General features: G+C 57.9%; 13 protein-coding genes. 3 read left to right on the top strand and 10 right to left on the bottom strand.

Going from position 1 to position 13,200, the window contains the following annotated elements:
- The first annotated feature begins 213 nt into the window (after window positions 1-213).
- The gene (locus NCG89_RS00395) at window positions 214-450 is read left to right on the top strand and encodes a DUF2789 family protein (RefSeq protein WP_251087799.1); all 237 of its coding nucleotides are present in this window, start codon (window positions 214-216) and stop codon (window positions 448-450) included.
- A gap of 441 nt (window positions 451-891) precedes the next feature.
- On the opposite strand, the gene NCG89_RS00390 is transcribed toward NCG89_RS00395, so the two are convergent.
- Window positions 892-1,284, bottom strand: coding sequence for a hypothetical protein (locus NCG89_RS00390; protein ID WP_251087798.1), 393 nt, complete (start codon window positions 1,282-1,284; stop codon window positions 892-894).
- A 204-nt stretch (window positions 1,285-1,488) separates the two neighbouring features.
- Here NCG89_RS00390 and NCG89_RS00385 point away from each other — a divergent pair, with 204 nt between their 5' ends.
- Window positions 1,489-2,784: a CinA family nicotinamide mononucleotide deamidase-related protein gene (locus NCG89_RS00385; RefSeq protein WP_251087797.1), complete on the top strand. Its 1,296-nt coding sequence runs from the start codon at window positions 1,489-1,491 to the stop codon at window positions 2,782-2,784.
- A gap of 3 nt (window positions 2,785-2,787) precedes the next feature.
- Here NCG89_RS00385 and NCG89_RS00380 read toward each other — a convergent pair whose 3' ends face one another.
- The 7 genes from NCG89_RS00380 to NCG89_RS00350 form a co-directional block, all read right to left on the bottom strand.
- Window positions 2,788-3,183 carry an HIT family protein gene (locus NCG89_RS00380; RefSeq protein ID WP_251087796.1) on the bottom strand — a complete coding sequence of 132 codons (396 nt, stop codon included), beginning with the start codon at window positions 3,181-3,183 and terminating at the stop codon, window positions 2,788-2,790.
- Window positions 3,184-3,248: 65 nt separating this feature from the next.
- Window positions 3,249-5,306 carry a GNAT family N-acetyltransferase gene (locus tag NCG89_RS00375; RefSeq protein ID WP_251087795.1) on the bottom strand — a complete coding sequence of 686 codons (2,058 nt, stop codon included), beginning with the start codon at window positions 5,304-5,306 and terminating at the stop codon, window positions 3,249-3,251.
- Window positions 5,307-5,308: 2 nt separating this feature from the next.
- On the bottom strand, window positions 5,309-5,605 hold the full coding sequence (locus NCG89_RS00370) for a hypothetical protein (RefSeq protein ID WP_251087794.1): 297 nt from the start codon (window positions 5,603-5,605) through the stop codon (window positions 5,309-5,311).
- Window positions 5,605-5,913 (bottom strand): DUF2288 family protein, encoded by a 309-nt coding sequence (locus NCG89_RS00365; protein ID WP_251087793.1) that lies wholly within the window; start codon window positions 5,911-5,913, stop codon window positions 5,605-5,607. The genes NCG89_RS00370 and NCG89_RS00365 overlap by 1 nt, the downstream gene beginning before the upstream one ends.
- Before the next feature lie 46 nt (window positions 5,914-5,959).
- The gene (locus NCG89_RS00360; protein WP_251087792.1) at window positions 5,960-6,730 is read right to left on the bottom strand and encodes a pseudouridine synthase; all 771 of its coding nucleotides are present in this window, start codon (window positions 6,728-6,730) and stop codon (window positions 5,960-5,962) included.
- On the bottom strand, window positions 6,675-8,315 hold the full coding sequence (locus NCG89_RS00355; RefSeq protein WP_251087791.1) for a type IV pilus assembly protein FimV: 1,641 nt from the start codon (window positions 8,313-8,315) through the stop codon (window positions 6,675-6,677). Before NCG89_RS00355 ends, NCG89_RS00360 begins: the two co-directional genes overlap by 56 nt.
- Window positions 8,316-8,632: 317 nt before the next feature.
- Window positions 8,633-9,910, bottom strand: a complete 1,278-nt coding sequence (locus NCG89_RS00350) for an MFS transporter (RefSeq protein WP_251087790.1) — start codon at window positions 9,908-9,910, stop codon at window positions 8,633-8,635.
- Window positions 9,911-9,998: 88 nt separating this feature from the next.
- On the opposite strand from NCG89_RS00350, the gene NCG89_RS00345 reads away from it, so the two are divergent.
- Window positions 9,999-11,507: an AbgT family transporter gene (locus tag NCG89_RS00345; RefSeq protein WP_251087789.1), complete on the top strand. Its 1,509-nt coding sequence runs from the start codon at window positions 9,999-10,001 to the stop codon at window positions 11,505-11,507.
- Between the two features lie 27 nt (window positions 11,508-11,534).
- Here NCG89_RS00345 and phoU read toward each other — a convergent pair whose 3' ends face one another.
- Both phoU and pstB read right to left on the bottom strand, forming a co-directional pair.
- Window positions 11,535-12,260, bottom strand: coding sequence for a phosphate signaling complex protein PhoU (phoU, locus tag NCG89_RS00340; protein WP_251087788.1), 726 nt, complete (start codon window positions 12,258-12,260; stop codon window positions 11,535-11,537).
- 85 nt (window positions 12,261-12,345) lie between these two features.
- On the bottom strand, window positions 12,346-13,170 hold the full coding sequence (gene pstB / locus NCG89_RS00335) for a phosphate ABC transporter ATP-binding protein PstB (protein ID WP_251087787.1): 825 nt from the start codon (window positions 13,168-13,170) through the stop codon (window positions 12,346-12,348).
- Window positions 13,171-13,200 lie beyond the last annotated feature (30 nt).

The following is a 13,200-nucleotide window of genomic DNA, read 5'->3' as shown; positions in this document are numbered from 1 at the left end:
ATTTCAAATATGCGAAAGCTTGCCCCACGAGCGTAGCGTCTGAAAGGCCGGCCGGCGCATCGCCAGGTGAAGGCAAATAGGCCCTCCAGCAGGTGCAACTCAATGGGTGTTAACAGGCCCTGAAACTCAATCTAGAATAACAACGTTGACGCTGGCAAACTGGCCAGAACCTCGACACAAATAACACTTGAAAGGAAGGGAAGTTAGCCACCCATGCTGGACCCAGAAATCCACTCTATGAACAGCCTGTTTCGTCAGCTCGGCTTGCCTGACAGCGACGAAGACGTTGAAGGTTTTATCATTCGTCACCGCCCCATTCCCCGAGACCTGGAATTGCACGAAGCCAGTTTCTGGAAAAAAAGTCAGGCCGACTTTCTCAAGCAGGCACTGGACGATGATGCGGAATGGGCAGAAATGGTCGATGAGCTCGACGCCCGCCTGCGCTACTAAGAACCACTAGCACCCACCACGTGGGGCACCGAAGCGCCGCAAACACCACGGTGAGTCGCCTGCATTCAAGGCGGTTTCTTGCGCGAGCGCGCCCTACCGCTGCGCCCATACAACGGGCGCAGCGGCCTCTCCCTTGGCGCTACCGCTCTCCACCGCCGTTTGGACCGATCCCCTATTCATCCAAGCCCACAAAATCAATTTTCGGATACTTTATCCACTTGAAAGTATGACCAAATCCGCAGATCACACAGGCATGGGGAGTCTCTCCAGTTTGCGGATTCATCTCGCCCGTGCAGCGGACCATACCATGGCCGCAGCCGTCACAGAGGTAATTGACCTCGACTGACCGAACGGGCCGCGTTACTTCAGGCATACAAACACCTCCCAACTCACTGCTATCCAGCCTGTTTTCACCAGGCAAGCTCAGCACTAACGCCGCAATTAAAGCGGCCCCTCGCCGTCTTCCGTCGGCGCTGATGGCGCAGCTTTTGACTGACTAGAGGACGCTTTATCCTTCGCCATACTCTGCTTGGCTTGCTCTAATTGGCGCTCTACCGCATCAACCATCGCAGACCAGCCTTCAATCAGCGCCGCATTGGCACTATCGATCACGCCGCCCAGGCTGGCGCTTTCCATTTTTCGCACCTGCCCTTCCATCTCATCAAGACGATTCACCAGCGCCTCGTTGCGAATATTGGCCAGCTGCAATTGTTCCTGCAGTTGTTGTATTTGCTGATTTTGTGCCAACTGCCGCTGATAGTTCATATAATCCACCGCAAGCAGCGCGACGACTGCCAAAACCGCCACAATGGCTCCCAAAGCCGCTTTCATCATGTTTCTCCAATAGGTCAGTGGTGATGCGTCGACATTACTACGAGCCCAGCGAGTTGCACAGCCTTGGTGCGCAGGCAGGATTGCTGCATTGCCTCAGACCATTCAAGCTGGCAATTCTCTCCAGACAATACTAGGGGATAATTAGACCACCTCCGTTTACAATTCGCCCTTCACATCATTTTTTTGATTCAGGAATTCATCGCTATGCGCCTGCGCTTGTTATTGACCGGCAATGAACTCATGGCTGGGGATATTATTGATTCCAACTCCGCCAAAATCGCCACAAAAATTGCGCCGCTAGGCTGGGAAATCGAACGAAAAGTCACCGTTGGCGATCACCTGGAGTTGCTCTGCGAGCAAATTGATGGGCTCTGCCAGGGAGCCGACGTGTTGCTGATTAACGGAGGCCTGGGCCCGACAGTTGATGACCTAACCTCTCAGGCCCTTGCCAGGGTAACAGGCCGCCTCATCTGCGAGCATCCCGCCGCTCTGGCTCATTTGCAAAACTGGTGCGAAACCCGGGGCTTTGCCCTCGGCAAGGCCAACCGCAAGCAGGCCATGCTGCCCGAGCACTGCGATATTATCGATAATCGCCGGGGCAGCGCGGTGGGCATTTCGCTGGAACACAAGGGCTGCCTGGTATTGGCCACACCCGGTGTTCCCAGCGAATTAATGATCATGCTCGACGAGGTCATTCTGCCTCTCTTACAACAGCGTTTTGCCTCAGACCACCGACGTATTCGGCGCTTTGGTGTTTTTGGTCTCGGTGAATCGTCCATTCAGGAGTTGGTCAACCAGCATCTGACCGACCTGCCCCAAGGTATTGAACTTGGCTTTCGCGCCTCCATGCCGGTGTTGGAAGTCAAGCTTAGCGCTGGCGCTGATATCAACGACGAAGAATTACAGCACTGGAGCGATCGCATTGCCGAGCTGCTGCACGATCATTTGTTGGGCGTCATTCCCACCAGTCTGCCCGCCACACTGCTTGCGCAGCTCGGCAGCCAGGACCTTACCCTATGCACTGCAGAGTCTTGCACCGGTGGTTTGATCGCCTCACAAATCACAACGGTGCCGGGCTCATCCAATGCCTTTACCGGTGGCGTGGTGAGTTACAGCAATGACCTGAAAACGAAGTTACTCAATGTGTCCCCGGCGACCCTGAATGAACACGGCGCAGTCAGTGAGGAAGTTGTGATCGAAATGGCCACCGGAGCACTGGCCGTCACCGGCGCCGACAGGGTGATTGCCGTAACGGGTATCGCAGGCCCTGGCGGGGGCAGCGAAGACAAGCCTGTGGGCACGGTATGGATCGCCTGGGGCGGCAGCAATACTTTGCAGACCGCGCGTTTTTTGCTGCCCTTTGACCGGGAATTTTTTCAAATGTGGACGGCTGCGCTAGGTATGGATTTGCTGCGCCGACAGCTGGCCGAACTGCCGCCCATGTCGAGCCTGGGCCAGCGCTTTCAGCGCTGGGACCTGCCCAAGCACAATCTTCTCTGACCCTTAGCCAGCCAGGGCCTGACGAATTTTTTCTGCCTCGCTGGCCAGTGCCCCCTGGTCAGCTATACTCGCCTGGGACAGATGAACGTCGCCCATCTGATTGATTGGCCACAAATGCAAATGGGTGTGAGGCACCTCCAGTCCGACAATCGATAACGTCACTCGCTGACACTGATAGACCGTCTTTAGCGCTTTGGCGAGCTTGCGAGCAACACCCTGTAAATGGGTCGCCAGCGACTCTGGCAAATCGTCCCAGTGATCCACCTCTTCAATGGGAATAAGCAACACATGACCGGGCCGCACCGGCTCGATGGTCATGATCGCCACGCACAACTCATCTCGCCAGACAAAATGTCCCGGCAGTTCGCCCGCAATGATGCGACTAAAAATACTGGCCATAATCGGTGACTCCTTAATTACCCATGTCTGAAAATTGAATAGAAATAACGGCTACAGCACCAGATTTACACTGCCCGACGCCAGGCCGCTTTGAACTCCGCCTCCACGGCGGCCCGCCCCGCAAGCCCCTCCATCTCGGCCAATTGCGACCAGCTTTTGGCCCAGACCAGGCATCCCAACACAACGCGCTGCTCTCTACCCGTCGCACTGACCAGGCCTGCACTGGGCAGCATGCGCCGCAAGCCGCTGGCGCAGTGCTCAAATGTCAGCTCCCCAGCAAGATAGCGCGCCAGCCGCTGTTGATCGGCGGCAGACGGTGGCGCCGCAGGCAACACGGACAATAGCCGTATCGCACTGGGAACATCCAGTGATCGTTGCACCAGCGCCAAACTATCAACCACATTGTTCGCCAGGTCGTCTCGCAGGACCGCCAGAGGGGTTTCCACGAGGGCCGTCAATGAACGGGCCACCACCAGCGAATAGCTGCCGCTACTGCTGTCCCGGCGGCTACCAAGGTATCGGGGAGCAAACCCGGCTCGCTGCCAGAACGCGATCAATGGATCACTCAGAGCAAAGCTCGCGCTGACATAGTGCTGACCAAGATCTGCCGCCTTCTTTGTGGCGGCGGCGAGCAGCGCCTGCCCCAGTCCTTGCCGGCGCGCCTCAGCCGCAACCGCAATGCGGCGAACCCGCCAACTCGGCTGGCTGAGCAGTTCGATGTCACCGGCCATCCGGGCCAGCCGCTGAGCGGCCAGGTTGCCCGGCGGTTGCCGCCGACCTGCGATGATCGCCTGCGCCATCGCCACCGGCAGCCCACCCTCTTCGACACACTCACAAACCCCAATAACATTGCCGTCACGCAGCGCAATAAGCAGCGGCAGCGGCGAGTCGAGCAAGGCTTGTAAATCGGCGGGTGTGGTTTGGTAGTGGGCTTGAAGCAGTAAGGAAAACACGGCGGACAACCGCGCTTCGTCGGTCATCAGCTCATCGATGGCCGTCCAGGCTAATAAGGCTTCGCCGCCGCCTGTTACTGCGGGCACCTCAGTCGCCGGCCGCGGCGTCGACGCCATTACAAATACCCGGTTAAAAAAAGCTTCCAGCGGGTCATCAGCGGCCCAGCGCAAAGGCTGGACCAGGCTCATTCGCCGGGCCTGCGGTCGCAGGGCTTTTAATCGGTCGGCAAAGCGCAATTCAAAGCCACGTCCGCTGCCTTCGTAACCGCTGACCGTTGTGGCGAACACCAGCCGCGGAAAGCGTTCCGTCAATCGCTCCAGCAGGCCAACAGACAGACTCGCCGCCTCGTCCACCATGACCAGATCCCAGGCCTCCGTGCTCTCCAGTGCCGCATCTGGTGGCGAATGCGGCAACGACGGGCCCGAATCACCCTGTACAAATGCACCGGTTTGCTGGGCGTAATGCCGCTGGGCAACCGCCACTGACGCCGCCATCGACGATACCAACAACACCGTGGCGCCTGGCTGTCGCTGCTGCAGCTCGGCAGCTGCCATTCCCAGGGCCGCTGTTTTTCCTCGCCCCCGATCCGCGGTGATAACCAGCGGCCGCTTATTGCGCCCGGTGGCTACCCGAACAATTGCCGCCACCGCGTCCTGCTGATCCAAGCTCGGCAGCGACCGCCGCCAGGGCAAATGATTTTCTGCCGGAAGCGCCGGTATTTCCCCCTGCTCGGACAACACAAACACCCCTTGCGCGCCGCTGGCCAACTCGATGAAACGGCGCAAAAAACGACTGGGAATACGGTGGTTCGAAGGCGCCTGGCTAGCGGAAAACTCACCCGGCCAATCACCCAGCGGTGGTGCGAACAAATGCAATAGACCACCAGCCACCAGGGTACCGGCAACGGCTAACCAATCGTTTACCCGACGGACTTGCCGGCAGTCGATCAGCGCACAATCAAACTCCTGGCCGAGAACGGCCTGCCCCCGTGTAAGCCCCGTCTCAATAACTGCGCAGCGCTGTGACGTGTGGCAAGAGAGACGGCGCCATTGCTGTTGACACCAGTCCTCATCGCCCGCCCAGATCAACAGGTAGCGATGGCCGTTGTGTCGTCCGCGCGTTGCGAGGGCGTCACAGAAAGTATCTAGCTCAGCAGCAGAATGGGGCATGCTCAGTCATCACGCGTGCTGGGTGTTACCGGCGCTGGCTTCATATGCAAGTGCAGAATAATCCGCTGGTCATCAAGGTAGCTTTTGGCCGCGTGCTCACAGAGTATCTCCCGGCACAAGGTCACCAGCAGTTCGCGAAGCTCGGCACTCTCAATCAGGCCTAACTCCTGGGCCAATTCCATGCGCCCTTCAAGCCGGTAAAGATGGGCGGGTGGCACGTCCAAGCCAGCGGCCTGGTCTTCGAAAAAGCTGCGCAAGCGAACCGAAAGCGACGCTAAAAATTCTTCTTTTGCTGCCATTAGTCCCGACTCCGCTCGCCCTGCACCAGCACCCAAGGCGCAACGACGACCGCCCACACGGTGGCATCGTGTTCCAGCCAGGCATCGTTTTGCGCCGGGCTGGCCTTTATCAAGTCGCCATCCTTTAACCAACGGGCCACACTGACAGTGTCGTCCTCAACCATCGCGGCCGCCGCCGCCACCAAATCCAGGTCGGGCGAAGCGACCAGCACATCGCCGCGCTGGTAAAAGGCTTGCAGCTCACGCCAGGCGATGGTGGAGGTCTCGCGATTGAGTTTGGCGAGGGTTTCTTGAGAAAGCTTTTTCATTGGGATCACAGTATTGGATTATCAGAATCTTTCGCCTGGCGGCGCGCTAGCGGCACGAACGATCGGGCCAGGCCAGCGACCAGGGCGACGCCAAGTCTAACAAGGCCGCCTGACAGGCTCCAACGGCAAATTCGCGCCCCACTGTGGGCAGTCGCTGAAATTCATAGGGCTGCCCGGCCAGTGAAAACTGTAGCGAATAAGCATGCAGATATAGCCGATCCCAGCAGCCCTGCTGCTCCGCAGGGCCGTAGCGCCGATCCCCCAGAATCGGCACCCCGAGGCTCTTCATCACCACCCGCAACTGGTGGGTTTTTCCGGTGTAGGGTCGCAGCAGATAAAGTCGTCGGCCTGGGCTGAGGGAATAACTGAAAAAATGGGTACGGGAAGGATTAACGCGGTCCTGGCTGAGGCGATAATTGCCATTGCGGGCCTTAAGCAGATCGCCAACCACCCTGCCCTGCTTTTTCTTTGGCTTGCCGTCGGCGAGGGCGACATAGCACTTGGCAACACCATCATTTGCAAACAGCCGGCCAAACTCCTGTGCAGCTGCAGGGTGTTTGGCCAGCATCAGCAGCCCTGAGGTATCATCGTCCAGGCGGTGTACAAGAAATAGGCTGTTGAGGCCGAGGGCTTTTTTCAAGCGGTCAACCAGGCTCTCACCCCGGTCGTTTCGATGGAGGTTACTGCCAGCCGGTTTATCAACAACAATAAAATCTGCGTTGCTATAAATCAGCTGGCAGCCGTCTTCGGTAAGGGTGTCCTCAGGCGCGCAACTGCTTTTGTTGCTCGAGACTTTCCGCGGCCTGTTTAATGACATCAAGGTTCTCCGGCGACAACGCAGCTTGATCGATCTGTGCCAGCAAGCTTTCAAAGGCCGGACTATCCCCCAATTGGGCATAAAACTCCAGCAGACTGAGCTGGGTGCTCAATTCGCTGGTATCGCCCAAATCTGGCAGTGACACGGCCACGTCCTCCACCTCGCCAAAGTCGAGGTCGAAGACCGCCTCTTCTTGAGAAGGCACCTCCGCCTCTGTTGCAGAGGATGTCGCTTGGGCCGCCCCTTCAGGCGCAGCGCCTTTGGGCAGGTTGCCAATGTCCATGAAAACTTCATCAAAGTTATCGGACTCCACTGGCGCAGATGCTGGCAATGGCGCGTCTTGCTCGGGTTCTTTGCGCTGTCGACGCAGCAGCAAGAGCAGCAGCGCCACTGCAACGCTGGCGCCCAGACCCAGCAGCCAGCCAGAGAAGCCGGTGCCATTATCTGCTTTGACCTGTGGCGCTAACGGAGCCTCCGGCAGGCTTGCCTCCGCCTCCTCTTGCCCTTGCACAACCGCGCGGCTTTCCAGGGCTAATTTCTCTGCCCGTACCTGGGCCAGCTCGTCTCGCACGGCCTGCAGCTCAGCGCGCATGGCCGCCATATCCTCGGACATCAGCGCCAGGTTCTGCTGCAACATTTGCACTTCTGCGGCAGACTCCGAGCCGACAGCATCGGCGGTAATTGAAAAGGGTTCGGCAATTCGCTCCGGCTGCTCAGCACCTGCCCCCACGATTGATGGGCTGCCATCGGCACGATTTTCCTCTGCTGCCTGCTGACTCTGGGTCGCGGTTGGCGCGGCCGCGGTTGCCACCGCCACATTCGCCGCGCCAGCAGCATCCGCCCTTTGCCCCTGCTCTGGCAGCGTCGCGGCGTTTAATGAACTGGGGCGCAGGTCGAGGGACACAGCCTCTTTGAGCAGCGAAGGCTTACCGCCCACAAAGGCATCGGGGTTGGCCGCAAAAATCTGCTCCATCAGGGTATTGATGTTGCCGCCCCGAGACTGGCGTAACCGCGAGGCGATAGCCCACAGACTATCGCCCCGTCGGGTTCGATAATTCTCGGTGGTGGCCACGAAAGCGGATCGCTCGGGAGTCGGTGTTCTGCGGGTCGGTGACGGCAGAACGGACGGTGTTTCGCGGCGGGGAGACTCCGGGCGCTTCTGAGGTGGCGGGGATATCGACACCAAGCCCGGCAAGTCCAGCAAAAGCGTGTACTCCCGGGTCAGTGCACCGCTGGGCCAACGCAACTCGACACTGAAATTAACAAAGGGCTCTTGGGCATTTTCCTTGCCCGTCAGCCAGATTTGCCCCTGGCCATTTTCGTCAATCTGGCTTTCCACCGTTAGACCACTGACGTTGACCCCGCCCATCGCGCTCTCGGAGGACGAATCCCATGCGGGGTTAAGCCTGACCAATACCTGCTCGGTGCTCAAGCCCTGGGCACCGTAGATCGGGATTTTGACCCGTAGCGGCTCACCCAACTTTGACTCCATTGACGCAGTCCCTACCCCCAGAGCGCTCGCCAAAGGCGCACTGAGCAGACCGCAGGTCAGCAATGCGACTGAAGAGGCCGTGATACGATCCATGAATTCCTCCTGTCTCTGCCTTGCGGCCAACGCGAGCTGCAAGCCAATATTGTGACGCAGCGCTCAAATCACTGCGTTATACAGAGATAATCAACTTGGCGCGCAAAGGCAAGACAAAACACACTCCTGCAGCAACCAATCCCCCTACCCTGTATTAAAGATAAAAATCTGACCACATCTAGGTGTCGCATCGCAAAATTTGAGCATTTGTCATAAAAATGACTTTTCCCCAGATATCTTGAATAAGCTTGTGGATAAATCTGTTGAAACAGGCCGAGAGATAGCAATCCCGCCGGTCGGCGAAATCTGTTTAGAAATTAGACAGCGCCGCCGCTACCAGAAAACCACTGCCGCCGCCAATGCCTGGTCAGCAGCAGCGACATGACCAACATGACCAGGGCCGCTGCCCAGTAAGGATAATGGCTCGATACACTGTAGAGCGCGCCACCCAGCAGCGGCCCAAATACAAAACCCAAACCAATAATTGAGCCGAGCATGCCCGCCAATTCGCCTTGCTCCCGGGGCTCGACTACCAGCGACGCACTCGCGGTAAACGCGGGGCCAGTGAGGCCCATGCCCAGGCCAATCATCGACATTGCCAGCATGAGATGACTGAGCTGGGTGGCGTTGGCCAACATGAGGTAGGCCAAGAAACTAAAAGGCATACCACTGACAAGCAGTGTTATCGGCTTGGCGCGGACCCGTTGAACCAGCAAAAACTGGGTCATTAACATGGTTGCGGAGGACACCACCATCGCCACCGAGAACAACTGGGCTGCCCGCACACTATCCACCCCCAGCGTGTCCTGAAAATAAAACCCGAGTGTTTGCTGTACCATCGCCACCAGACTGAACACCGTGAAGCCAATCAAGATGAACAGGCGGTAGCGAGGATCAAAATAGGACATCCGACGGCGACGCTCACCCGTTTCCTGCGGTGGCGGCGGCAAGGCCGGTAGGAATCGCCAGACCAAAACGGCGGCACACAAAGCCAATATTGCCTGAACAAATAACGGGGCAAGAAAGCTGAAGTGCACAAACCAGGCAAGCACAGGGCCGATCATCACACCGAGCTGATTTGCCGCCTGTAGTCGCCCCATTCCCTTGGTACGTTCGCTGGGGCTCGTCGTATCGGCCATGTAAGCCGAAGCGCCGGGGTGGGTGCCAGACATTACCAGCGCATGGAACGCCCGACTGACAACCAACAGGAAGTACAGGGCGGCACCGCCAAGCAGGCCGGACAAACCAACGTAAGAGGCTAGATTAAAAACCGTCGAGCCCAGGGCGTATCCCAACAGCCCCATCAAAATGACCGGCTTACGTCCCAAGCGGTCCGACAGACGCCCCCAAAACGGGGCGGCAAAAAAGAAGATCACGGCAGCCATGGCCGACAGCGACGTAATCGCAAGCTCCCGAGGCTGAAACTGGATACCAAGCAACGGCAGCCGAAAGACCAGTTCATCCAGATGCATTTCGCGCCCGAGCATCGGCACAATCGCAAACACCACGGTTTGCCCCATTCCCACTGCCATCATGGCAAGGTAGAGCGCGAACAGGATTTTTGCTGGGGGATGCTGTGACGAGGGGTGATCCACAATCGCGTTCTCAATGACCCGCCGTTGACGCTGCCCAGCGGTAAAATGTGCCGGTATGATACAGGATTGTTAGACCGGGAGTGGAATCATGCGCAGTCACCCATCGTCACCCAGCCTGAGCCAGCGCTGGTTGAATGGCATCGAAGCAGCAGGCAACCGACTGCCCAACCCGGTACTGCTGTTTGTGATATTTTGCCTCGCTGTGGTGGTGATATCCGCTCTGGTGCAAGGCGCCGGTCTGACCGCAACCCACCCTGTCACCGGCCAGTCCCTCACCGCAAAATCCCTGCTGAGCGAAGACGGCCTGCGCTGGATGTTGACCAGCGCCGTGAGCAATTTCACCCAGTTCGCTCCAGTCGGCCCAGTTGTGGTGGCAATTATGGGCATCGCCATCGCCGAGCATTCCGGCCTGTTGGGCAAGGTGTTAGCGTCGCTGGCCCACCGGGCGCCGCCGCGCAGTTTGAGTGCGGTGATTGTTTTCACTGGCGTCCTTTCCAGTATCGGCTTTGACGCTGGCTATGTCGTGCTGATTCCGCTGGCAGCACTGATCTTTCGCGCCGCCGGTCGATCACCCCTGGCCGGCATCGCCGCGGCCTTTGCCGGCGTATCGGGCGGGTTCAGCGCCAACTTATTGCTCGGGCCAGTCGATGCGATTCTGGCGGGCATCTCCACCGAAGCGATCGGGCTAATCGATCCCCAGCGGGAAGTGTTGGCCAGTGGCAATTATTTCTTTATCGCTATTTCAGCGGTATTCATTACCGTGGTGGGCGCGCTGGTCAACGAGACCCTGGTAGAACCGCGCCTAGCCAAACCCGAGCCACCCACTGAAGCTTCTGCCCAGCCCCTCAGCACAGAGTCCGGCCGTGCACCCATTTGGCTGCTGGTATACTCCGCCGCCTTTGCAGGCTTGCTGGTTTCGCTGGTTCTGCCCGAGGGCGGCTTGCTGCGCAATCCCGATCCCAATGGGCTTGCCGCCTTGCCACTGCTGAAAACCCTGGTCATCTGGATTGCGCTTTATGCCGGGGGAGCGGGTATTATTTACGGCTATCTGAGCGGCAAATATCGCAGCAGCCATGATTGGGTGGCGGGCATGGAGCAAGGGGTAAGCACGCTGGCGGGATATCTGGTGCTGATGTTTTTTGCCGCCCAGTTCGTGAATTACTTTGCCTGGTCGGGCCTTGGCGCCATGGCGGCGGTTGGCGGTGCAAGTTGGCTGGGAGAGTTGGCCCTGTCCAAGACCACGCTGTTGCTCTTATTTATTATGACCAGTGCCGCCATCAATCTGTTGATTGGCAGCGCGTCAGCAAAATGGGCGGTGATGGCGCCGGTGTTTGTGCCCATGCTGGCCCTGCTCGGCCTGCCGCCGGAGGCCACCCAGATGGCCTATCGCATCGGCGATTCCTGCACCAATATCATCACCCCGTTGATGCCGTATTTTGGGGTAGTGGTCGCCTTTATGCAGAGTCACGACAAGTCGGCTGGCATGGGCACACTCATGGCCATGATGCTGCCCTACTCGATTTGCCTGCTGTTGAGCTGGAGCGCACTGCTGCTGTTGTGGCTGGGACTGGGCTTGCCGCTGGGGCCCGGCGCCTAGCGGCGCCCTAACCGAAAGCGACTTGCGCTACGACTGCTGCTGAACGGTTGCCGCCATTTCATCAATACCCGCATGGCGCACATCGGCACCCTTAACCAGGTAAATCACATGCTCAGCAATGTTGCGGGCATGGTCACCAATGCGCTCCAGTGAGCGCAGTGCCCACATTACTTGCAGCACCGAAGAGATGGTGCGCGGGTCTTCCATCATGTAGGTCACCAGGCTGCGCATCGCCGTGCCGTATTCCATGTCTACCGCGTTATCTTCCTCGGCCACCTGCAGGGCAAGGTCGACATCCACCCTGGCGAAGGCGTCGAGGGCACTGCGCACCATGCCCGTCACGTGATCGCCAATATGGCGGATCTCCAGCACGCTGCGCGGCAAGCCGCCCAACTCGCTGAGTTTGATCGAGCTGTCAGCCACCTTGCTGGCCTCGTCGCCCATGCGCTCCAGATCACTCAGCGTTTTACTGATCGACAACACCAGGCGCAAATCGCTGGCAGCAGGCTGACGCCGGGCTAGGATAATCGTGCACTCTTCATCAATGGACACCTCCAGGGCATTGACCAGCCGGTCACCCTTTTTGACCTCTTCAGCCATCCCGGTGTCTTGCAGCATAAACGCCGTTGTGGCGTCGGCAACTTGCTTCTCTACCAAGCCGCCCATTTCCAGCATTCGCGTTTTGATTTCATCCAGCTCGGTATTGAATTGCTGGGAAATGTGATGTGCGTGATGAAGATCGCGTTCTTTCATTACTGCCCGCCCGTAAGTATCTGTGTTGCCTCGACTATGAAATATCCCGCTTGTGGGTTTTACCCCACGGTGGGCGGCCGGCTGATTAGCCGTAGCGCCCGGTAATATAGTCTTCGGTTTGCTTATTATCTGGGTTGGTAAACAGGGTGTCGGTATTATCAAACTCAATGAGTTTGCCCATGTACATGAATGCAGTGTAATCCGAAACCCGGGCTGCCTGCTGCATATTGTGTGTGACTATTACGATTGTGTACTGATCTTTAAGTTCGTAGATCAGCTCTTCAATTTTCAGGGTGGAGATCGGGTCCAGTGCCGAGGCAGGCTCATCCAGTAGCAATACTTCCGGCTCTACCGCGATGGTGCGCGCAATGACCAGACGTTGCTGCTGACCGCCCGACATTCCCAGCGCGTTGTCATGGAGACGGTCTTTCACTTCATCCCACAGCGCCGCCCCCCGCAGCGAGCGTTCAACCACCTCATCTAACACCCGCTTTTTGTTAATACCTTGAATACGCAACCCGTAGGCGACATTTTCATAGATCGACTTGGGAAAGGGATTCGGCTTCTGAAATACCATGCCCACATGGCGGCGCAGGGTCGACACATCAACGCCCTTTTCGTAAATATTGTTGCCATCGAGGCGAATGGCGCCCTCAATGCGGCAGCCATCCACCAGATCGTTCATCCGGTTAAAACTGCGTAGCAGCGTTGATTTACCGCAACCACTGGGACCGATAAACGCGGTCACCTTGCGCCGGGGAATCACCATATTAATGTCATACAGCGCCTGCTTTTGGCTGTAATACAAATCCAGGTTTTCCACCGTCAGCGCAATTTCCTCGCGCTGAATATCATTTTCGCTTCGAGTACGGCCCAGAGAATCCAGATCGATGGCGTGAGATTTGGTCATATTTGCTTCCGATTTCAAATTAGCAGCCAT

It is taken from the genome of Spongiibacter taiwanensis (genome assembly GCF_023702635.1).
In the GTDB taxonomy this organism is placed as follows: domain Bacteria; phylum Pseudomonadota; class Gammaproteobacteria; order Pseudomonadales; family Spongiibacteraceae; genus Spongiibacter; species Spongiibacter taiwanensis.
The sequence above is the reverse complement of the archived record's forward strand: the minus strand, read 5'-3'. Positions and strand labels throughout refer to the sequence as shown.

Excerpts from the sequence above, each read along its gene's own strand:
- NCG89_RS00395 (WP_251087799.1), top strand. The coding sequence starts at position 214 with ATGCTGGACCCAGAAATCCACTCTATGAACAGCCTGTTTCGTCAGCTC.
- NCG89_RS00390 (WP_251087798.1), bottom strand. The coding sequence starts at position 1,284 with ATGATGAAAGCGGCTTTGGGAGCCATTGTGGCGGTTTTGGCAGTCGTC.
- NCG89_RS00385 (WP_251087797.1), top strand. The coding sequence starts at position 1,489 with ATGCGCCTGCGCTTGTTATTGACCGGCAATGAACTCATGGCTGGGGAT.
- NCG89_RS00380 (WP_251087796.1), bottom strand. The coding sequence starts at position 3,183 with ATGGCCAGTATTTTTAGTCGCATCATTGCGGGCGAACTGCCGGGACAT.
- NCG89_RS00375 (WP_251087795.1), bottom strand. The coding sequence starts at position 5,306 with ATGCCCCATTCTGCTGCTGAGCTAGATACTTTCTGTGACGCCCTCGCA.
- NCG89_RS00370 (WP_251087794.1), bottom strand. The coding sequence starts at position 5,605 with ATGGCAGCAAAAGAAGAATTTTTAGCGTCGCTTTCGGTTCGCTTGCGC.
- NCG89_RS00365 (WP_251087793.1), bottom strand. The coding sequence starts at position 5,913 with ATGAAAAAGCTTTCTCAAGAAACCCTCGCCAAACTCAATCGCGAGACC.
- NCG89_RS00360 (WP_251087792.1), bottom strand. The coding sequence starts at position 6,730 with ATGTCATTAAACAGGCCGCGGAAAGTCTCGAGCAACAAAAGCAGTTGC.
- NCG89_RS00355 (WP_251087791.1), bottom strand. The coding sequence starts at position 8,315 with ATGGATCGTATCACGGCCTCTTCAGTCGCATTGCTGACCTGCGGTCTG.
- NCG89_RS00345 (WP_251087789.1), top strand. The coding sequence starts at position 9,999 with ATGCGCAGTCACCCATCGTCACCCAGCCTGAGCCAGCGCTGGTTGAAT.
- phoU (WP_251087788.1), bottom strand. The coding sequence starts at position 12,260 with ATGAAAGAACGCGATCTTCATCACGCACATCACATTTCCCAGCAATTC.
- pstB (WP_251087787.1), bottom strand. The coding sequence starts at position 13,170 with ATGACCAAATCTCACGCCATCGATCTGGATTCTCTGGGCCGTACTCGA.